Source organism: Burkholderia sp. 9779_493, from assembly GCF_015712215.1.
GTDB classification, from domain to species: Bacteria; Pseudomonadota; Gammaproteobacteria; order Burkholderiales; family Burkholderiaceae; genus Burkholderia; species Burkholderia cenocepacia.
In genome coordinates, this window is record NZ_JACCQA010000009.1 from 53,497 (window position 1) to 73,677 (window position 20,181).

Genomic DNA, 20,181 nt, shown 5'->3' on the forward strand with positions numbered 1-20,181 from the left:
CGCCTTTTTCATTTTTTGCGGTACAGTCGCAGCACTTGCCGCACGTTCGGGCGCAGGCCCGGCGCACGGCCCTGTGCCGCATGAAACAAAGATGACGAAGCCGCCGAAAATCCCCGAATCCGTTCTCGTCGTGATCTACACGCCCGACCTCGATGTGCTCGTGATCAAGCGTGCCGACCAGCCCGATTTCTGGCAATCGGTCACCGGCTCGAAGGACGCGCTCGACGAGCCGCTCGCGCTCACCGCCGCGCGCGAAGTGGCCGAGGAAACCGGCATCGCGGTCGGCACGCCGGACGTGCCGGCCAGCGCGCTCGTCGACTGGCACCACCGGATCGAATACACGATCTATCCGCAATACCTGCATCGCTATGCGCCGGGCGTCACGCGCAACGTCGAGCACTGGTTCGGCCTGTGCGTGCCGCATCGCGTCGACGTGACGCTGTCGCCGCGCGAGCATGTCGACCATGCGTGGCTGCCGTTCCGCGAGGCGGCCGCGCGCTGCTTCTCGCCGTCGAACGCCGAGGCGATCCTGCAATTGCCCGCGCGCGTGGCCCTCGCGCGTGCGCCGCACGGCTCGTCCGCATGAATGCGGAGACCCGCAAGCGCTTCGCGCAATTGCGGCAGATGTTTCTGCAGGAGCGCGGCTCCGCGTCGCGGCTCGCGTTTACGGCCGGCAACACGGTGCGGCTGTGCGAAACCGGCGGCGAATTCTTCCACGCGCTGATCGATCGGATCGATGCCGCCCGCGAGCAGGTGATGCTCGAAACCTACATCTTCTGCGACGACGCGGCCGGCCGCCCGGTGTCGGACGCGCTGATCCGCGCGGCGCAGCGCGGCGTGCGCGTGCGGGTGATCACCGACGGCATCGGCACCGCACGCCTGCCGCTGTTCGACACGTGGGCCGAGTCCGGCGTCGAGCACTGCATCTACAACCGTTTCCTGTTCGGCCGCTTCGGCTTCTCGCGCACGCACCGCAAGCTCGCGGTGATCGATCATGCGGTTGCGTTCTGCGGCGGCATCAACATCGTCGACGACTACACGCAGGGCAGCGCGACGCTGCCGTTCCCGCGCTGGGATTTCGCGGTCGAGATGGCCGGGCCCGCGGTGTCCGACGTGCGCGCCGCGTTCGAGCTGCAGTGGCACCGGATCCAGTTCGGCCACAAACCGTACGCGCAGTACGCGGCCGGGCTGCACGGCGGCGAAGCGTTCCCGGACATGTTCCGGCGCTGGATGCGCAGCCACCGGTGGATCAAGGCCGGCGCGCTGCGGGTCGTGACGGAGCCGAGCGTCGCGTTCGTCGCGCGCGACAACGTCGTGAACCGCCGCGCGATCGAGAAGGCCTATCTCGCGGCAATCGGCCAGGCGCGCCAGCGGATCCTGCTCGCGAATCCGTATTTCATGCCGGGCCGCAAGCTGCGTCGCGCGCTGACGGGCGCGGCGCGGCGGGGCGTCGACGTGCAGGTGCTGATCGGCCGCAAGGAATTCGCGGCGCTCGATACGGCCGTACCGTTCCTCTATCACACGCTGCTGCGCGCGGGCGTGCGCGTCGCCGAATACGACAAGACGATCCTGCACGGCAAGGTCGCCGTGATCGACGACAACTGGGCGACGGTCGGCTCGTCGAATCTGGACGCGCTGAGCCTGATGCTGAACAATGAAGCGAACGTCGTGCTGGTGCGCTACGATGCAGTGACGAACCAGTTGCGCGACGCGATCGCCACCGCGTTCGCCGAAGGCCGGGAGATCGATGCCGCGCACTACGCGGCGCGCCCGCGCGTCGAGCGGCTGCTGAACTGGCTCGCGTACACGACCTACCGTGTCGTGATGAAGGCGCTGACGGTCGGCGGTTACGACTGACGCCGACTAAGTATTTGCTTCAAAAAATCTGTCCGCACGTTCGTGCGGAAAAGCCGCTCCGGTCCCGCCGGAATCGCGCAAAATAGCGGCTCGGTTAGACACCGGTTTCTAATAATTTCCTTGTTTCGCGAGCGGCCGCACTCAATAATAGTACGGCCGTTCGATTTTATTCGAACCCCCGAACGGTTACAGAAATAGCTATGCGAAAAGGCGAACAGACGCGTGCCGCGATACTTGAAGCTGCTTTGGACCTCGCCAGCCGTGACGGGCTGGAGGGGCTGACGATCGGCCTGCTGGCCGAGCGCATGCAGATGAGCAAGAGCGGCGTGTTCGCGCACTTCGGATCGCGCGAAGACCTGCAGGTCGAGGTCGTCCGCGAGTACCACCATCGTTTCGAAAACGAGGTGTTCTTTCCGAGCCTGCGCGAGTCGCGCGGTCTGCCGCGTCTTCGGGCGATGCTGGCGCGCTGGATCGAGAAGCGCATCCAGGAGGTGACGACCGGGTGCATCTACATCAGCGGCGCAGTGGAGTACGACGACCGGCCGGACAGCCCCGTGCGCGAGCAGTTGATCGCGAGCGTGACCGCCTGGCGTGCCGCGTTGCTGCGCGCCATTTCGCAGGCGATGGAAGAAGGGCATCTGCGCACGGACACGGATCCGGAACTGATGCTCTTCGAGTTGTACAGCTTCACGCTCGGCCTGCATCACGATGCACGCTTCCTGCATTCGCCGGACGCCGTGCGCCTCACGTGGGCCGCGCTGGAAAAGACGATTGTTTCGTATCAGAGCGAGAGCCGTTAGCGGCGCGTGACCCGCCCGCCAGGAGCTCGAGCCGTTTTGCCCACCTTTGGAGAGAGTCATGGGACAGTACGCCGCGCCGCTGCGCGACATGCAATTCGTGTTGCACGAGCTTCTGAACGTCGAAGCCGAAGTCAAGCAAATGCCCAAGCATGCGGACCTCGACGCCGACACGATCAACCAGGTCCTCGAGGAAGCGGGCAAGTTCTGCTCCGAGGTACTGTTCCCGCTGAACCAGGTCGGCGACCGCGAAGGCTGCACGTATGAAGGCGACGGCGTCGTGAAGACCCCGACCGGCTTCAAGGAAGCGTATCAGCAATACGTCGAGGCCGGCTGGCCGGCGCTCGGCTGCGATCCGGACTACGGCGGCCAGGGCCTGCCCGCGTTCGTGAACAACGCACTCTACGAAATGCTGAACTCGGCGAACCAGGCCTGGACGATGTATCCGGGCCTGTCGCACGGCGCGTACGAATGCCTGCACGCGCACGGCGCGCCGGAACTGCAGCAGCAATATCTGCCGAAGCTCGTGTCGGGCGAATGGACGGGCACGATGTGCCTGACCGAGCCGCACTGCGGCACCGACCTCGGCATCCTGCGCACCAAGGCCGAACCGAACGGCGACGGCTCGTACTCGATCAGCGGCACGAAGATCTTCATCTCGAGCGGCGAGCACGACATGTCGAAGAACATCATCCACCTCGTGCTCGCGCGCCTGCCGGACGCGCCGCAAGGCACGAAGGGGATCTCGCTGTTCATCGTGCCGAAGTTCATTCCGGACGCTGCGGGCGAGCCGGGCGAGCGCAACGGCATCAAGTGCGGCTCGATCGAACACAAGATGGGCATCCACGGCAACTCGACGTGCGTGATGAACCTCGACGGCGCGAAGGGCTGGATGGTCGGCGAGCCGAACAAGGGCTTGAACGCGATGTTCGTGATGATGAACGCCGCGCGCCTCGGCGTCGGCATGCAGGGCCTCGGCCTCACGGAAGTCGCGTACCAGAACTCGCTGACGTACGCGAAGGAACGCCTGCAAATGCGTTCGCTGACGGGCCCGAAGGCACCGGACAAGCCGGCCGACCCGATCATCGTGCACCCGGACGTGCGCCGCATGCTGCTCACGCAGAAGGCTTACGCGGAAGGCGCGCGCGCGTTCACGTACTGGTCCGCGCTGCAGATCGACAAGGAGCTGTCGCACGCCGACGAAGCGGTGCGCAAGGAAGCGGCCGACCTCGTCGCGCTGCTCACGCCGATCATCAAGGCGTTCCTGACCGACAACGCGTTCGAGTCGACCAACCACGCGATGCAGATCTACGGCGGCCACGGCTTCATCTCCGAGTGGGGCATGGAGCAATACGTGCGCGACGCGCGGATCAACATGATCTACGAAGGCACGAACTCGATCCAGTCGCTCGACCTGCTGGGCCGCAAGGTGCTCGGCGACATGGGCGCGAAGCTGAAGAAGTTCGGCAAGCTCGTCACCGAATTCGCGGAAGCCGAAGGCGTGAAGCCGGAGATGGCCGAGTTCATCAACCCGCTCGCCGACATCGGTGAAAAGGTGCAGAAGCTGACGATGGAAATCGGCATGAAGGCGATGCAGAACCCCGACGAAGTCGGCGCGGCCGCCGTGCCGTACCTGCGCACCGTCGGCCACCTGGTGTTCTCGTACTTCTGGGCGCGCATGGCGCGTCTCGCACTCGACAAGGAAGCGTCGGGCGATCCGTTCTACAAGTCGAAGCTCGCCACCGCCCGCTTCTACTTCGCGCGTCTGCTGCCTGAAACGGCATCGACGATCCGCGCCGCGCGCGCCGGTTCGAAGACGCTGATGGAAGTCGACGAATCGCTGTTCTGACGCGATTCAGGGCGGTGCGCGCCGCGCGCCGCCCGGACGCAACGGTTCCTGGTACTCACTTCGCCGTGCAGCCCTCACATTTCGCGCTGCACGACACTATCCGGAGACATCCCGTGAGCAATTTCCTGATTCGCAAGGTCGCCGTGCTGGGCGCCGGCGTGATGGGCGCGCAAATCGCCGCGCATCTCATCAACGCGCGCGTGCCGGTGCTGCTGTTCGACCTGCCGGCCAAGGAAGGCCCGAAAAACGCGATCGCGCTGAAGGCGATCGAGAACCTGAAGAAGCTGTCGCCCGCGCCGTTCGGCGTGAAGGACGATGCGAAGTACCTCGAAGCGGCGAACTACGAGGACGACATCGCGAAGCTGGCCGAATGCGACGTCGTGATCGAGGCGATCGCCGAGCGGATGGACTGGAAGCACGACCTGTACAAGAAGGTCGCGCCGCACATCGCTTCGCACGCGATCTTCGCGACCAACACGTCGGGCCTGTCGATCACGAAGCTGTCCGAAGGTTTCTCGGACGAGCTGAAGTCGCGCTTCTGCGGCGTGCACTTCTTCAACCCGCCGCGCTACATGCACCTCGTCGAGCTGATCCCGACCGCGCATACGCGCCCGGAGATCCTCGACCAGCTCGAGACCTTCCTGACGAGCGTCGTCGGCAAGGGCGTCGTCCGCGCGAAGGACACGCCGAACTTCATCGCGAACCGCGTCGGCATCTTCTCGATCCTCGCGGTGATCACCGAGGCCGCGAAGTTCGGCCTGCGCTTCGACGAAGTCGACGACCTGACGGGCAGCCGCCTCGGCCGCGCGAAGTCGGCGACGTTCCGCACCGCGGACGTGGTCGGCCTCGACACGATGGCGCACGTGATCAAGACGATGCAGGACAACCTCGCCGACGATCCGTTCTTCCCGGTCTACCAGACGCCTGCCGTGCTCGCCGAGCTGGTGAAGCAGGGCGCGCTCGGCCAGAAGACGGGCGGCGGCTTCTACAAGAAGGAAGGCAAGGCGATCAAGGTGCTCGACGCGAAGACGGGCACCTACGTCGATTCGGGCGCGAAGGCGGACGAAACGGTCGGCCGCATCCTGAAGCGTCCGCCGGCGGAACGCCTGAAGCTGCTGCGCGAGACGGATCATCCGCACGCGCAGTTCCTGTGGTCGATCTTCCGCGACGTGTTCCATTACATCGGCGTGCATCTCGAGTCGGTCGCCGACAACGCGCGCGACGTCGACCTCGCGATCCGCTGGGGCTTCGGCTGGAACGAAGGTCCGTTCGAAGGCTGGCAGGCCGCCGGCTGGAAGCAGGTCGCCGAGTGGGTGCAGGAAGACATCGCGGCCGGCAAGGCGCTCGCGAACGTGCCGCTGCCGTCGTGGGTGCTCGAAGGCCCGGTCGCCGAGAAGGGCGGCGTGCACACGGCCGAAGGCTCGTGGGCGCCGGCCGCGAAGCGCTTCGTGCCGCGCTCGGACCTCGCGGTCTACGGCAAGCAGGTGTTCCGTGCGCCGCTGCTCGGCGAAGCGGGTGCCGATCCGAAGACGTACGGCAAGACGCTGTTCGAGACCGACGCGGTGCGCGCATGGGTCGACGACCGCGCCGGTGAAGACGACGTCGTGATCGTGTCGTTCAAGTCGAAGATGAACACGATCGGACCGAGCGTGATCGACGGCCTCGTGCAGGCGATCGAACTCGCGGAGAAGGACTACAAGGGCGTGGTGATCTGGCAGCCGACGTCGCTGAAGCTCGGCACGCCGGGCGGCCCGTTCTCGGCCGGCGCGAATCTCGAGGAGGCGATGCCCGCGTTCATGATGGGCGGCGCGAAGGGCATCGAGCCGTTCGTGAAGAAGTTCCAGGAAGGCATGCTGCGCGTGAAGTACGCGAACGTGCCGGTCGTCGCGGCCGTGTCGGGCATCGCGCTCGGCGGCGGGTGCGAGCTGATGTTGCACAGCGCGAAGCGCGTCGTGCACGTCGAGAGCTACATCGGTCTCGTCGAAGTGGGCGTCGGCCTCGTGCCGGCGGGCGGCGGCCTGAAGGAAGCGGCGCTGCGCGCGGCAGACGCCGCGACGGCCGCGAACGCGACCACCGACATCCTGAAGTTCGTCACGAAGTCGTTCGAGAACGCGGCGATGGCGAAGGTGTCGGCGTCCGCGCACGACGCCCGTGCGATGGGCTACGTGAAGCCGTCCGACACGATCGTCTTCAACGTGTTCGAACTGCTCGACACCGCGAAGAAGGAAGCGCGTGCGCTGGCCGACACCGGCTACCGCGCACCGCTGCGTGCGAAGGACGTGCCGGTTGCAGGCCGTTCGGCGATCGCGACGATCAAGGCATCGCTCGTCAACATGCGTGACGGCCGCTTCATCAGCGACCACGACTACCTGATCGCGAGCCGCATCGCAGAAGCCGTGTGCGGCGGCGACGTCGAAGCCGGCAGCCTGGTCGACGAAGAATGGCTGCTTGCGCTGGAGCGTCGCGCATTCGTCGAGCTGCTCGGCACGCAGAAGACGCAGGAACGGATCATGGGCATGTTGCAGACCGGCAAGCCGGTGCGTAACTGAGCGAGCGGATAACTTTGTATGGGGCCCGGGCCGGCGCTGAAGCGCCCGCTCGGGTCGACAGGAGTCTGAAATGAGCAAACAACTGCAAGACGCATACATCGTCGCCGCCAGCCGCACGCCGATCGGCAAGGCCCCGCGCGGTGTCTTCAAGAACACGCGGCCGGACGAGCTGCTGGTCCACGCGATCAAGTCGGCGGTCGCGCAGGTGCCCGGCCTCGACACGAAGGTGATCGAGGATGCGATCATCGGCTGCGCGATTCCGGAAGCGGAGCAGGGCCTGAACGTCGCGCGCATGGGCGCGCTGCTCGCCGGCCTGCCGCAGACGGTCGGCGGCGTGACGGTCAACCGCTTCTGCGCGTCGGGCATCACCGCGCTGGCGATGGCGGCCGACCGCATCCGCGTCGGCGAATCGGACGCGATCTTCGCGGGCGGCTGCGAATCGATGAGCATGGTGCCGATGATGGGCAACAAGCCGTCGATGTCGCCGCACATCTTCGATCGCAATGAAGATTTCGGCATTGCATACGGGATGGGCCTGACCGCCGAGCGCGTCGCCGAGCAGTGGAAGGTGAGCCGCGAAGACCAGGACGCGTTCTCGGTCGAGTCGCACCGCAAGGCGCTCGCCGCGCAGCAGGCCGGCGAGTTCAACGACGAGATCGCCGCCTACACGATCAGCGAGCGTTTCCCGAACCTCGCGACGGGCGAAATCGACGTGAAGACGCGCGAGATCAAGCTCGACGAAGGTCCGCGCGCGGATACGTCGCTCGAAGGCCTCGCGAAGCTGCGCACGGTATTCGCGAACAAGGGCTCGGTCACGGCCGGCAACAGTTCGCAGACGTCGGACGGCGCGGGCGCGCTGCTCGTCGTGTCGGAGAAGGTGCTCAAGGAATTCAACCTGACGCCGCTCGCGCGCTTCGTGAGCTTCGCGGTGCGTGGCGTGCCGCCGGAAATCATGGGCATCGGTCCGAAGGAAGCGATTCCGGCCGCGCTGAAGGCCGCCGGCCTGAAGCAGGACGATCTCGACTGGATCGAGCTGAACGAAGCGTTCGCCGCGCAATCGCTGGCGGTGATGCGCGACCTCGGCCTCGATCCGTCGAAGGTCAACCCGATGGGCGGCGCGATCGCGCTGGGCCACCCGCTCGGCGCGACCGGCGCGATCCGCGCGGCGACCGTCGTGCACGGCCTGCGCCGCCGCAACCTGAAGTACGGGATGGTCACGATGTGCGTCGGCACCGGCATGGGTGCGGCGGGCATCATCGAACGCCTGTAAGCGGGACGCGACGACAAGCGATGACGGTGCGCGGGCCACGAGCTCGCGCACCGTTTTTTCATTCCGGTAGAGACAGTCAAAGGAGACGGTTGTGGCCGACATTCAAGTGGAACGCGCCGACGGCGTGATGACGATCACGATCGCGCGCCCGGCGAAGAAGAATGCGCTGACGGCGGCGATGTACCAGACGATGGCCGATGCGCTCGCCGATGCGCAGGAAGACAAGGCGGTTCGCGTGATCCTGCTGCGCGGCAGCGACGGCAATTTCAGCGCGGGGAACGATCTCGAGGATTTCCTGAAGTCGCCGCCGAAGGACGACACCGCGTCGGTCTTCCAGTTCCTGGCGCGGATCAGTAGCGCGAGCAAGCCGGTCGTGGCGGCGGTGCCGGGCATCGCGGTCGGCGTCGGCGTGACGATGCTGCTGCACTGCGATCTGGTCTACGCGGCCGATACCGCGACGTTCTCGCTGCCGTTTGTGCAGCTCGGGCTGTGCCCGGAGGCCGCATCCAGCGCGCTGCTGCCGCGTCTGGCCGGCCATCAGGTCGCGGCCGAGAAGCTGCTGCTGGGCGAGCCGTTCGACGCGCTGGAAGCGCACCGGATCGGCATCGTCAACCGCGTGCTGCCGGCGGCCGAACTCGACGCGTTCGCGGCGAAGCAGGCGGCGAAGCTGGCGGTATTGCCGGCGGCATCGCTGCGTGTGACGAAGGCGCTGCTGAAGGAGACGGGCGGCGTGGCGACGCCCGCGCGGATGGCCGAGGAAGCGCGCCACTTCGCGACGATGCTGCGCGCGCCGGAAGCGCGCGAGGCGATGACGGCGTTCTTCGAGAAGCGCAAGCCGGATTTCCGTCAGTTCGACTGACGGAGCGGGCCGCGCCGGCGGCGGAGCGCCGGCGCGATCCGTTGATTGCGGTCAGGCCGTGCCGTAGTCGACGTGGCCGGTTTCGCGGCAGAAGCTGACGAGCCGCAGGCCAGCCGCCTTCGCGATCTCGATCGCGAGCGACGACGGCGCGGAGATGGTCGCGACCAGCGGGATGCCGACCCGCGCGGCCTTGCGTACGAGCTCGTAGCTCGCGCGGCTCGACAGGAACACGAAACCGTCGGTGGTATCGGCGCGCGACAGCACGAGCGAGCCGATCAGCTTGTCGAGCGCATTGTGGCGGCCGACATCCTCGAATGCCGCGCGGATCGCGCCTGTTGCGTCGCACCACGCGGCCGCGTGCAGGCCGCCGGTCAGTTTCGTGAGCGCCTGATGCGCCGGCAGCGCATGCGCGGCGCGCGCCAGTGCGTCGGGCGCGAGGCGCGCGAGAAAGCCGGTATCGGGCACGCGTTCGGGCGCAAGGTCGAGCAGGTCGATGCTCTCGATGCCGCAGACGCCGCAGCCCGTGCGCCCCGCGAGTGCGCGGCGCCGGTCCTTCAGCGCGGCGAACGCCTGCTGGACCACGTCCAGATGGACTTCCGCATGCGGCAGCGGCGCGTCGGCGTGCAGGATCACCTCGATGTCCTTGATGTCGCTGCCGCGCGCGACGATCCCTTCCGAGATCGCGAAGCCGACCGCGAACGCTTCGAGGTCGCATGGCGTACACATCATCACCGCGTGCGAGATGCCGTTGAAGACAAGTGCGACCGGCCATTCCTGGCCGACGAAGTCGTGCGCGGTGTCGACCGCGCCGCCGCGCGTACGGCTGACGGGCAGCTCGATCGCGCCGCGCGGTTCGTCGCGAAGTTCGTCTGATTGGGTCGGATTCACGAGCACTCCCGTTGATTCGAAGCACGGCCGGCGACGATCGTGCCGCCGCCCGCGCGCAGAGGTTCTAAAATACCCCAGGCAAGCCGGCCGCGCCGGCATCCGCCACGTCAGGTAACGACCATGGGACTCAGCGACGCTCCGTTGCTCTTCAACTTCGAACACGATTCGTCGGAAAACTTCACGTACATCCCGATGATCGTGCGTTTCAATCTCGACCGCTTCGGCCTGCGGATTTCGCTCGACCAGTGGCAACTGCTGCCGCTCGAGGACCGCAAGCTGCTCGCGCGCTTTCCGGCCGACGACGACACCGCGATCGAGCCCAATTTCGATCATGCGCTGTTCGAAATGCTGCGCACGCACGCCGATCTGGAGCCGTCATGGTTCCAGCCGGACGAGCAGCCGGCCTGGCGTGCGGTCGACACGGTGCCGGAGTCGCTCGTGCAGCAGAGCGCGCTGGCCGGGCTGCCGGCGCCCGCGCTCGCGCAGTGGCAGCGGCTCGCGCCGTTCCAGCGCTACGTGCTGGTCAAGCTGTCGCGCAAGCCGACGCTGAATCACGATTTCCTGCCCGCGATGCGGGAGTTCGGGCTGACGGCCACGCACTGACGGCCATCTGCCGCGCGGCGGCGCGGCGCGTGCCCGTCAGAGCGGCGGCAGTTGCCGCGGCTTGCGGTCCGGGCCGGTCGCGACGTACGTGAGCGTCGCTTCGGTGACCTTCACGACTTCGCCCATCAGGCGCATGCGCTGCGCGTATACCTCGACGTCGACCGTGATCGACGTGTTGCCGGTGCGCATGATCGTGGCGTAGAAGCTCAGCAGATCGCCGACGAATACCGGCTGCTTGAACACGAACGAATTGACCGCGACCGTCGCGACGCGGCCGTTCGCGCGCTGGCTCGCGGGGATCGAGCCGGCGATGTCGACCTGCGACATGATCCAGCCGCCGAACACGTCGCCGTGGACGTTCGCGTCGTGCGGTTGCGGGACGACGCGCAGCGCGGGCTGCTTCTGCGGAAGTTCGAGGGTCGAATCGGTCATGGCGGGGGCTTTCATCCTGTAATAAATGGACCGCCGCGCGCAGGCTGGCCGGCGAGGGCGCCGGCAGCGGCGCGAAGCGGCTTCTGCGACAATACAACGTTCACAAATTGTACGAGAAAGCGCGCGAGCCGGCCGTCGGAAAACGGATCCGGCATCGCCGCGCAATCCTTCCCCCATGCGCCGATTTCCCGCTTCCGGCGAGCCCGCGCCGGCTTCGACCGGGCCACGCAACGACTGGCAGACCATCCGGTCGCTGCTGCCGTACCTGACCACCTACAAATGGCGCGTCGCGCTGGCGCTCGGCTGCCTGATCGGGGCGAAGGTCGCGAACCTCGGCGTGCCGGTCGTGATGAAGCGCATCGTCGACCACCTGTCCTACGTGCAGCAGCTCACCGCGCTCGGCCGTGCCGAACAGTCGGCCGGCATCGTGCTCGCGGGCGGCGTCGGGCTGCTGGTCGTCGCGTATGCGCTCGTGCGGCTGTCGACGTCGCTGTTCACCGAGCTGCGCGAAATCCTGTTCTCGAAGGTCACCGAGAGCGCGGTGCGCCAGCTCGCGCTGCAGGTGTTCCGGCATCTGCACGGGCTGTCGCTGCGGTTTCATCTCGAACGCCAGACGGGCGGCATGTCGCGCGACATCGAGCGCGGCACGCGCGGCATCCAGCAGCTGATTTCGTATTCGCTGTACAGCATCCTGCCGACGCTCGTCGAGGTCGGGCTCGTGCTCGGCTTCTTCGTCGTCAAGTACGAGGCCTACTACGCGTACGTGACGTTCGCGGCGCTCGTCACGTACATCGTGTTCACCGTGAAGGTCACCAACTGGCGCACGCATTTCCGCCGCACGATGAACGAGCTCGATTCGCGCGCGAACTCGCGGGCGATCGATTCGCTGATCAACTACGAGACGGTCAAGTACTTCGGCAACGAGGAATGGGAAGCGCAGCGCTACGACGAGAACCTGAAGCGCTACCGGAAGGCCGCGATCCGCTCGCAGAACTCGCTGTCGGTGCTGAACTTCGGCCAGCAGGCGATCATCGGCACGGGGCTGGTGTTCATCCTGTGGCGCGCGACGCAGGGCGTGCTCGCGGGCAAGCTGACGCTCGGCGATCTCGTGCTGATCAACACGTTCATGCTGCAGCTGTACATTCCGCTGAATTTCCTCGGCGTCGTCTATCGCGAGCTGAAGCAGAGCCTGACCGACATGGACCGGATGTTCGGGCTGCTGTCCGCGCCGAAGGAAGTGGCCGACCGGCCCGATGCGCCGCCGCTCGCGGTGACCGGCGCGCAGGTGCGCTTCGAGCACGTGAACTTCGCGTACGAGCCGTCGCGGCCGATCCTGCACGACGTGACGTTTACGATCGAGGCCGGCACGACGACCGCGGTGGTCGGCCACAGCGGGTCGGGGAAATCGACGCTGTCGCGGCTGCTGTTCCGTTTTTACGATCTCGACCGGCAGGCGGGCGGCGCGATCCGGATCGACGGCCAGGACATCCGCGACGTCACGCAGGAATCGCTGCGCGCATCGATCGGGATCGTGCCGCAGGACACCGTGCTGTTCAACGACTCGATCTACTACAACATCGCGTACGGGCGACCGACCGCGACCCGCGACGAGGTGGTCGCGGCCGCGCGCGCCGCGCACATCCACGACTTCATCGAAAGTCTGCCGAAGGGCTATGACACGCCGGTCGGCGAGCGCGGGCTGAAGCTGTCGGGCGGCGAGAAGCAGCGCGTCGCGATCGCGCGCACGCTGCTGAAGGACCCGCCGGTGCTGCTGTTCGACGAAGCGACGTCGGCGCTCGATTCGCGCTCGGAACGCGCGATCCAGCACGAACTCGACCAGATCGCGCGGCATCGCACGACGCTCGTGATCGCGCACCGGCTGTCGACGGTCGTGCACGCGCAGCAGATCCTCGTGATGGACCACGGGCGGATCGTCGAGCGCGGCACGCACGACGAACTCGTGCGCGCCGACGGGTTGTATGCGCAAATGTGGGCGCTGCAGCAGCAGCGCGCGGCGGCTGGCGGGGAAGAGGCCGAGGCCGCGTGAGCGCGCAGGCGCCGCGCGACACGGCGGGCGGCGGGAATGGATGGTGGGCGTCCGTCCGGTAGCGGGCGGTGTAGCGGCGTCCCGGTCGGGTGACCGGGCGGATGCCCGCGGGCACGTGATCCGGGCTCGGCCGGGCATTCATTGGCCCGTCAGGCCATCGGCGCCGCGCCGGCTACCCGACGACCGGCGCCCGGCCACGAGACGATCAGCCCGCGGCGGCGCGCAGCCGCGCGTCGAGCTCGCCGAGCTGCGCGGGCGTGCCGACGTTCTCCCAGATGCCTTCGTACAGTTCGCCGCTCGCGTGGCCGGCTTCGATCGCCGCGCGATAGTACGGCGTCAGCGCGCGCCGCGTGCCGGGCGCGAGGTCGCGGAACATCCGCGTGTCGTACAGGCCGATGTTGCCGAACGTGAAGCGCGCGGCGCCGTCGAGCGCCAGACGGCCATCGTCGCCGAGCGCGAAGTCGCCGGCCGGGTGGAACGGCGGGTTCGGCACCATCACGAGGTGCATCGCCGGCGTGTCGAGCGCGGCCATCCGGGCCGCGCGCGGCGCGAGCGTCCGGTAGTCGAACGCGCAATACACGTCGCCGCTGACCGCCGCGAACACGGCCGGCTGCCCGTCGCGCTCCAGCAGCGGCAGCGCCTGCGCGATGCCGCCGGCGGTTTCCAGTGCGTCGCCCTCGGCCGAATAGGCGATCCGCACGCCCCAGCGCGAACCGTCGCCGAGCGCGGCCTCGAGCTGCTCGCCGAGCCATGCGTGGTTGATCACGATGGTCTCGATGCCCGCCCGCGCGAGCGCCTCGATCTGCCACACGATCAGCGGCTTGCCGCCGGCTTCGAGCAGCGGCTTCGGGCGGGTGTCGGTCAGCGGGCGCATCCGTTCGCCGCGTCCGGCGGCGAAGATCATCGCCGTGGTCAGGGTAGTGCTCATGTTCGACTGGGTGTGGGGACGGTCAGAATGTATAGCCGACGTCGGCCGGCGCATTGCCCTCGAGCTCGTCGAGCAGCTTCGCGAACGGCACGAGCGGGCGATAGCGCAGCGCGACCTTGCGCGCATAGGTCAGGAAGCGCGGCAGGTCGTTCAGGTAATGCGGCTTGCCGTCGCGATAGTTGATGCGCGCGAACAGGCCGAGGATCTTGATATGGCGCTGCAGCCCCATCCATTCGAGCTGGCGGTAGAACTCGCCGAAATCCGGATCGACCGGCAGGCCGGCCTTTTTCGCCTTTTCCCAGTAGTACGCGAAGCAGTCGAGCTCGAACTCCTCGTCCCAGCTGATGAACGCGTCGCGCAGCAGCGACACGACGTCGTACGTCAGCGGCCCGTACACGGCGTCCTGGAAGTCGAGCACGCCCGGATTCGGCTCGCAGACCATCAGGTTGCGCGGCATGAAGTCGCGCAGCATGAAGCCTTGCGGCTGCGCGTGCGCGCTCGCGACCAGCAGCGCGAAGGTGCGCTCGAGCGTGCCGCGCATCGCGTCGGTGACCGGCTTGCCGAGGTGGCGGCCGACGAACCATTCGGGCAGCAGCTCCATTTCGCGGCGCAGGAACGCTTCGTCGAACGGCGGCAGCACGTCGGGCTTCGACGTGAGCTGGAAGCGGATCAGCGCATCGAGCGCGGCGCGCATCAGCGGACGTGCGGCGGCCGGGTCGGCCGGGTCGAGCACCGAGATGTACGACGTGCGGCCGAGGTCGGTCACGAGCATGAAGCCTGCGTCGAAATCGTGAGCCAGCACGTCGGGCACGTGGTCGCCGGCCGCGGCGAGCAGCTGCGCGACCTGGACGAACTCGCGGCATTTCTCGGGCGGCGGCGCATCGACGGCGATCAGCGTGCCGCCGGCACTGGTGGCCGACGCGACCCGGAAATAGCGGCGGAAACTGGCGTCCGACGACGCGGGCGCGAGGGTCGACAGATCGAGGGCGTAGCGCCCGGCGAGCGGGTGCAGCCACGCGGTGAGCGCTTCGAGGCGGGCGTCGGGCTGGGATGCGGCGGATGGGGGCGTCATGAAACTCGGCGGAGGGGGGAACGTCTTGCCATATAATACCCCACGACTTTTTTGACGCGCCCCCGCGTCAGCTTCCGCCGTGCAGGCCCGCCGCCTGTCGCGCCGTCCGCCCGATCGCCTCCCCGGTTTGCGAAGAGCCGCAGTCGCGGCTCGACGGCGCGGCCCGCCGCGCGCGAAGGTGCCGTGCAGGCGCGGTTGACAAGGGGCGATTCGCCAAACGATAGATGCCGCCCAAACCGCTATTCCCGAATGTTTTCCCCGGTGACGGGGCGCCGCGCAAACGGCGGCTCGCGCTCGCGCTCCTGGCCGTGCCCGGCCTCGTGCCGGCCGTGTCGTACGCGCAGCTGTCGGGCGCGGCTGCGCAGCCGCAGCCGCTCGACTCGCCGTGGGATCTGCGTCTCGCACCCCAGCTCGAGGATCATCCGCTGAAGGACGGCGCGAAGCCGGCCGCCTTCGTGATCGCCGACCACACGAGCGGCACCGCCGAGCAGGATCTCGCCGCGAAGGGCTCCGCCGAGCTGCGGCGCGGCGACGCCGTCGTGAAGGCCGACGCGATCCACTACGATCAGGATACCGACATGGCCGATGCGTACGGCCAGGTCAAGGTGGTCAATGGCGGGATGTCGTTCGCGGGCCCCGAGGCGCACATGAAGATCGAGGCGAGCCAGGGCTTCATGACCGCGCCGAAGTATCACTTCAACGTGACGGGCGGGTCGGGTAGCGCGGAGCGCGTCGACATGGTCGACAACGAGCGCTCGGTGTTCGTCAACGGCACGTATACGGCGTGCCAGTGCTCGACGAACCCCGCGTGGTACATCAAGGGCAGCCGCTTCGACTTCGATACGGGCGCCGACGAGGGCACCGCGCGCAACGGCGTGCTGTTCTTCCAGGGCGTGCCGATCTTCGCGAGCCCGTGGATGACGTTCCCGCTGTCGGGCGAGCGGCGCAGCGGCCTGCTGCCGCCGACGTTCTCGATGAACTCGAACAACGGCTTCGAGCTGTCGCTGCCGTACTACTTCAACATCGCGCCGAACCGCGACCTGACGCTCACGCCGCGCATCATCTCGCGGCGCGGCGTGATGACCGAGGCGACGTTCCGCTACCTGTCGCCGTCGTATTCGGGCACGTTTACGGCCAATTACCTGCCGGATGACCGGCTCGCGCACCGCAACCGCTACGCGATCTACTGGCAGCACCAGCAGAACTTCGGCGGCGGTTTCGGCGGCTACGTCTACTTCAACAAGGTCTCGGACAACACGTATCCGGAAGACCTCGGGTCGACGAACCAGTTCGTCAACGGGACGCAGACGCTGTACCAGCAGGAAGCCGGCCTCACGTACAACAACGGCCCGTGGTCGGTGCTCGCGCGCTACCAGCACTGGCAGACGCTGCCGCCGTCGATCGCGCCGTACAGCCGCGAGCCGCAGTTGAACGTGAAGTACACGAAGTACAACGTCGGCGGTTTCGACTTCGGCGCGGAAGCCGACTATTCGCGGTTCCGCATCACGACCGCCGATGCGACCCAGGGCGACCGGATCGTCTTCAACCCGTACATCTCGTACGGCGTGTACGGCCCCGGCTACTTCGTCGTGCCGAAGGTCCAGTATCACTTCGCGTCGTACGACCTGGGCTACCTGTCGTCGACCACGCCGAACAACCCGAAGCGCTTCACCGAGTCGATCCCGACCGTGAGCGTCGATTCGGGCCTGATCTTCGACCGTTCGGTGCGCCTGTTCGGCCAGGACTTCATCCAGACCCTCGAGCCGCGCCTGTACTACGTGTACACGCCGTATCGCGACCAGTCGAACGCACCGCTGTTCGACACCGCGGAATCGGACTTCGGCCTCGCGGAGATCTACCAGCCGAACACGTTCGTCGGTAACGACCGGATCGCCGATGCGAACCGGATCACGGCCGGCCTGACGTCGCGCTTCATCGATCCGCGCACCGGCGACGAGCGCGCGCGCTTCGTGATCGCGCAGCAGTACTACTTCGCCGATCAGCGCGTCACGCTGACGCCGGGGCAGAGCGCCGTGCTGGCGCGCCACTCGGACCTGATCGTCGGCGCCGCGCTGAAGCTCGGCTCGGGCTTCATGTCGGAAACGGCGTTCCAGTACAACCAGAACAACAACCAGCTCGTGAAGTCGAGCGTCGGTTTCGGCTACAGCCCGGGCGAGCGCCGCGTGATCAACGTCGGCTACCGCTATACGCGCGCGAACACCACGCTCGACAACCAGCCGATCAACCAGTTCCTGGTGTCCGCGCAATGGCCGCTCACGCGCCGCCTGTATGCGATCGGCCGTTTCAACTACGACCTCGCCGGAGATCGCGTGGTCGACGGTCTGGTCGGCTTACAATACGACGCGGACTGCTGGGCGCTCGGGGTCGGGGTCCAGCGATTTGCGAACGGCATCAATACGTCGGGACAGCAGAACTCGTCGACGCGATTCATGATGCAGCTGACGCTCAAGGGCCTGTCGACCGTCGACAACGGCCTCGTGTCCGCGTTCCGCGCCGGGGTGCCGGGCTACACGCCGTTGCCGCCGCCGCCGCCGCCGATGTCCCGCTTCAGCAACTACGAGTAACGCCGGCATGTCTGCACCGGTCAGCACGATTTCAATGGAGTTTCAGTGGCAATGAAGAAAACCCTTCGTTTCGCGGCAGTCGTGTCCAGCCTTGCCGCGTCCGCCGCGCTGCTCGCCGCCGCGCCGGCCGCGGCGCAGGCGCTCGGTTCGCAAGGTGCGCAGCTCGCCGACGAAGTCGTCGCGGTCGTCAACAACGACGTGATCACGGGCCGTGAACTCGACCAGCGTGTCGGCTTGATCGCGCGCCGGCTGCAGCAGCAGAACGCGCCGGTGCCGCCGGCCGACCAGCTGCGCGGGCAGGTGCTGAACCAGATGGTGCTCGAACGTATCCAGGTGCAGAAGGCCAAGGATGACGGGATCCGTGTCGACGACGCGACCGTGCAGGCCACGCTGCAGCGTCTCGCGCAGGCGAACGGGATGACGCTCGACCAGTACCGCGCGCGTCTCGAGGCGCAAGGCGTGCCCTGGAGCATTTTCACGAACGACGCGCGCACCGAGCTGACGCTGTCGAAGCTGCGCGAGCGCGAGGTCGACGGCAAGATCACGGTGTCGGACGCCGAGGTCGCGAACTACATCGCGAGCCAGCGCGGGCCGAACGCGTCGCAGCAGCAGGACCTGCGCTTCCAGCACATCTTCATCAAGGCGCCGACCAACGCGCCGCAGGCCGACATCGAAGCCGCGCAGAAGAAGGCGGAAGCGCTGCTGCAGCAGGCGAAGTCGGGCGCCGATTTCGAGCGGCTCGCGAAGAACAACTCCGAAGCGAACGACGCGAAGAAGGGCGGCGATCTCGGCTTCAAGTCGCCGAGCGCGCTGCCGGCCGACGTCGTCGAGGCCGCGTCGAAGCTGCGCCCGGGCCAGGTCAACCCGACGCTGATCCGCGTGCCGGACGGCTTCGAGATCGTGCGCCTCGTCGATCGCCGCCAGAGTCAGGGCGCGAGCGCCGCGGCGCCGAAGATCGTCCAGACGCACGTGCGCCACATCCTGCTGCGCGTCGGCGAAGGCAAGTCGGAAGGCCAGGCGCGCCAGCAACTCGTTGACATCCGCAACCAGGTCGAGGCCGGCGGCGATTTCGCGAAGTTCGCGCGCACCTACTCGCAGGACGGGTCGGCGTCGCAGGGCGGCGATCTCGGCTGGATCAGCCCGGGCGAGACCGTGCCGGAATTCGAGCGTGCGATGAACAACCTGCAGGACGGCCAGATCAGCCAGCCGATTCGTACCGAGTACGGCTACCACCTGATCCAGGTGCTGAACCGCCGCGAAGCGGAAGGGTCGGTGCAGCAGCAGATGGACATCGCCCGCCAGGCGATCGGCCAGCGCAAGGCCGAACAGGCCTACGCCGACTGGCTGCGCGAGCTGCGCGATTCGTCGTACGTGCAGTACAAGATCGGCGGCGTCGGCCCGGCGAACTGAGCGAGCATCGAATGACCACGCCCGCGCTGCAGATCGCGATCACGACCGGCGAACCCGCGGGAGTCGGCCCGGAGCTGACCGTGCAGGCGCTGCGTGACGCCGCGCAGCGTTGGCCCGACGCGCATTTCACCGTGCTCGGCGATGCGGCGTTGCTCGACGCGCGGGCCGCGGCGGTCGGCATCGACCCGGCCACGCTGGCCGGCGGCGCGCAGGTGTCGGTCGCGCATCGCGCGCTGGCCGTGCCCGCGCAGGCGGGCAAGCTCGACGCGGCGAACGGCCGCTACGTGCTCGGGCTGCTCGACGCGGCGATCGACGGCGCGCTGGCGGGCCGGTACGACGCGATCGTCACCGCGCCGCTGCAGAAAAGCACGATCAACGATGCGGGCGTGCCGTTCACCGGCCATACCGAATACCTGGCCGAGCGCACGCATACGCCGCGCGTCGTGATGATGCTGGCCGGCACCGGCCAGCGGCCGCTACGTGTCGCGCTCGCGACCACCCACTTGCCGCTGAAGGACGTATCGGCCGCGCTGACGATCGACGGGCTCGTCGAGACGCTCGCGATCATCGATCGCGACCTGCGGCGCGACTTCGGTCTCGCCACGCCGCGCATCCTCGTGACGGGCCTGAACCCGCACGCGGGCGAGAACGGTTATCTCGGCCGCGAGGAGATCGACGTGATCTCGCCGGCGCTGGCCCGTGCGCATGCGCAACACATCGATGCGCGCGGCCCGTATCCGGCCGACACGCTGTTCCAGCCGCGCCATCTGGCCGATGCCGATTGCGTGCTGGCGATGTTCCATGACCAGGGCCTGCCCGTGCTGAAGTACGCGACGTTCGGCGAGGGCATCAACGTGACGCTCGGGCTGCCGATCATCCGCACGTCGGTCGATCACGGCACCGCGCTCGATCTGGCCGGCACGGGCCGCGCCGATCCGGGCAGCATGATCGCCGCGCTCGATACGGCCGTTACGATGGCGCGCCATCGCCGCGCAGCCTGACGCTGCCGGTTTACCCCATTCGTCGTATTTTTCG

16 protein-coding genes are annotated in these 20,181 nt (G+C 67.4%); 12 read left to right on the top strand and 4 right to left on the bottom strand.

Annotated features, from left to right (window positions below; all coding sequences use genetic code 11):
* Positions 1-91 precede the first annotated feature (91 nt).
* From nudB to H0X95_RS11435, 7 genes are all read left to right on the top strand, one after another.
* The gene (nudB, locus tag H0X95_RS11405; protein ID WP_006485748.1) at positions 92-586 is read left to right on the top strand and encodes a dihydroneopterin triphosphate diphosphatase; all 495 of its coding nucleotides are present in this window, start codon (positions 92-94) and stop codon (positions 584-586) included.
* On the top strand, positions 583-1,857 hold the full coding sequence (gene clsB / locus H0X95_RS11410) for a cardiolipin synthase ClsB (protein WP_059720723.1): 1,275 nt from the start codon (positions 583-585) through the stop codon (positions 1,855-1,857). Before nudB ends, clsB begins: the two co-directional genes overlap by 4 nt.
* Before the next feature lie 200 nt (positions 1,858-2,057).
* Positions 2,058-2,657 (top strand): TetR/AcrR family transcriptional regulator, encoded by a 600-nt coding sequence (locus tag H0X95_RS11415; RefSeq protein ID WP_006485742.1) that lies wholly within the window; start codon positions 2,058-2,060, stop codon positions 2,655-2,657.
* 58 nt (positions 2,658-2,715) lie between these two features.
* Positions 2,716-4,503 (top strand): acyl-CoA dehydrogenase C-terminal domain-containing protein, encoded by a 1,788-nt coding sequence (locus H0X95_RS11420; RefSeq protein WP_006485746.1) that lies wholly within the window; start codon positions 2,716-2,718, stop codon positions 4,501-4,503.
* 113 nt (positions 4,504-4,616) lie between these two features.
* Positions 4,617-7,052 carry a 3-hydroxyacyl-CoA dehydrogenase/enoyl-CoA hydratase family protein gene (locus tag H0X95_RS11425; RefSeq protein WP_059720722.1) on the top strand — a complete coding sequence of 812 codons (2,436 nt, stop codon included), beginning with the start codon at positions 4,617-4,619 and terminating at the stop codon, positions 7,050-7,052.
* Between the two features lie 70 nt (positions 7,053-7,122).
* The gene (locus H0X95_RS11430; RefSeq protein WP_006485733.1) at positions 7,123-8,322 is read left to right on the top strand and encodes an acetyl-CoA C-acyltransferase; all 1,200 of its coding nucleotides are present in this window, start codon (positions 7,123-7,125) and stop codon (positions 8,320-8,322) included.
* Positions 8,323-8,413: 91 nt separating this feature from the next.
* Complete coding sequence (locus tag H0X95_RS11435; protein ID WP_059720721.1) at positions 8,414-9,181, top strand: enoyl-CoA hydratase; 768 nt, start codon at positions 8,414-8,416, stop codon at positions 9,179-9,181.
* 51 nt (positions 9,182-9,232) lie between these two features.
* Here H0X95_RS11435 and fdhD read toward each other — a convergent pair whose 3' ends face one another.
* On the bottom strand, positions 9,233-10,075 hold the full coding sequence (fdhD, locus tag H0X95_RS11440; protein ID WP_374762754.1) for a formate dehydrogenase accessory sulfurtransferase FdhD: 843 nt from the start codon (positions 10,073-10,075) through the stop codon (positions 9,233-9,235).
* A gap of 114 nt (positions 10,076-10,189) precedes the next feature.
* Here fdhD and H0X95_RS11445 point away from each other — a divergent pair, with 114 nt between their 5' ends.
* Positions 10,190-10,672, top strand: coding sequence for a nitrate reductase associated protein (locus H0X95_RS11445; protein ID WP_012492415.1), 483 nt, complete (start codon positions 10,190-10,192; stop codon positions 10,670-10,672).
* Positions 10,673-10,708: 36 nt separating this feature from the next.
* Here H0X95_RS11445 and H0X95_RS11450 read toward each other — a convergent pair whose 3' ends face one another.
* Positions 10,709-11,104, bottom strand: coding sequence for an acyl-CoA thioesterase (locus H0X95_RS11450; protein ID WP_006485741.1), 396 nt, complete (start codon positions 11,102-11,104; stop codon positions 10,709-10,711).
* A gap of 175 nt (positions 11,105-11,279) precedes the next feature.
* On the opposite strand from H0X95_RS11450, the gene H0X95_RS11455 reads away from it, so the two are divergent.
* Complete coding sequence (locus H0X95_RS11455; protein ID WP_006497382.1) at positions 11,280-13,151, top strand: ABCB family ABC transporter ATP-binding protein/permease; 1,872 nt, start codon at positions 11,280-11,282, stop codon at positions 13,149-13,151.
* A 205-nt stretch (positions 13,152-13,356) separates the two neighbouring features.
* Here the strand turns inward: H0X95_RS11455 and murU are convergent, their stop codons facing one another.
* Positions 13,357-14,079, bottom strand: a complete 723-nt coding sequence (murU, locus tag H0X95_RS11460) for an N-acetylmuramate alpha-1-phosphate uridylyltransferase MurU (RefSeq protein WP_012492416.1) — start codon at positions 14,077-14,079, stop codon at positions 13,357-13,359.
* Between the two features lie 22 nt (positions 14,080-14,101).
* Positions 14,102-15,151 (bottom strand): aminoglycoside phosphotransferase family protein, encoded by a 1,050-nt coding sequence (locus H0X95_RS11465; protein WP_034201384.1) that lies wholly within the window; start codon positions 15,149-15,151, stop codon positions 14,102-14,104.
* A gap of 224 nt (positions 15,152-15,375) precedes the next feature.
* Between H0X95_RS11465 and H0X95_RS11470 the strand changes: the two genes are divergently transcribed.
* From H0X95_RS11470 to pdxA, 3 genes are read left to right on the top strand one after another with little or no spacing between them, the layout of a single operon-like run.
* Positions 15,376-17,736: an LPS-assembly protein LptD gene (locus H0X95_RS11470; RefSeq protein WP_006485743.1), complete on the top strand. Its 2,361-nt coding sequence runs from the start codon at positions 15,376-15,378 to the stop codon at positions 17,734-17,736.
* 51 nt (positions 17,737-17,787) lie between these two features.
* Positions 17,788-19,146, top strand: a complete 1,359-nt coding sequence (locus H0X95_RS11475; RefSeq protein WP_034178516.1) for a peptidylprolyl isomerase — start codon at positions 17,788-17,790, stop codon at positions 19,144-19,146.
* Between the two features lie 11 nt (positions 19,147-19,157).
* Positions 19,158-20,147 carry a 4-hydroxythreonine-4-phosphate dehydrogenase PdxA gene (gene pdxA, locus H0X95_RS11480; RefSeq protein WP_006491615.1) on the top strand — a complete coding sequence of 330 codons (990 nt, stop codon included), beginning with the start codon at positions 19,158-19,160 and terminating at the stop codon, positions 20,145-20,147.
* Positions 20,148-20,181 lie beyond the last annotated feature (34 nt).

Bases quoted from the DNA above. Each gene is read 5' to 3' on its own strand.
- nudB (WP_006485748.1), top strand. From the start codon at position 92: ATGACGAAGCCGCCGAAAATCCCCGAATCCGTTCTCGTCGTGATCTAC.
- clsB (WP_059720723.1), top strand. From the start codon at position 583: ATGAATGCGGAGACCCGCAAGCGCTTCGCGCAATTGCGGCAGATGTTT.
- H0X95_RS11415 (WP_006485742.1), top strand. From the start codon at position 2,058: ATGCGAAAAGGCGAACAGACGCGTGCCGCGATACTTGAAGCTGCTTTG.
- H0X95_RS11420 (WP_006485746.1), top strand. From the start codon at position 2,716: ATGGGACAGTACGCCGCGCCGCTGCGCGACATGCAATTCGTGTTGCAC.
- H0X95_RS11430 (WP_006485733.1), top strand. From the start codon at position 7,123: ATGAGCAAACAACTGCAAGACGCATACATCGTCGCCGCCAGCCGCACG.
- H0X95_RS11445 (WP_012492415.1), top strand. From the start codon at position 10,190: ATGGGACTCAGCGACGCTCCGTTGCTCTTCAACTTCGAACACGATTCG.
- H0X95_RS11450 (WP_006485741.1), bottom strand. From the start codon at position 11,104: ATGACCGATTCGACCCTCGAACTTCCGCAGAAGCAGCCCGCGCTGCGC.
- H0X95_RS11455 (WP_006497382.1), top strand. From the start codon at position 11,280: ATGCGCCGATTTCCCGCTTCCGGCGAGCCCGCGCCGGCTTCGACCGGG.
- murU (WP_012492416.1), bottom strand. From the start codon at position 14,079: ATGAGCACTACCCTGACCACGGCGATGATCTTCGCCGCCGGACGCGGC.
- H0X95_RS11465 (WP_034201384.1), bottom strand. From the start codon at position 15,151: ATGACGCCCCCATCCGCCGCATCCCAGCCCGACGCCCGCCTCGAAGCG.
- H0X95_RS11470 (WP_006485743.1), top strand. From the start codon at position 15,376: ATGCCGCCCAAACCGCTATTCCCGAATGTTTTCCCCGGTGACGGGGCG.
- H0X95_RS11475 (WP_034178516.1), top strand. From the start codon at position 17,788: ATGAAGAAAACCCTTCGTTTCGCGGCAGTCGTGTCCAGCCTTGCCGCG.
- pdxA (WP_006491615.1), top strand. From the start codon at position 19,158: ATGACCACGCCCGCGCTGCAGATCGCGATCACGACCGGCGAACCCGCG.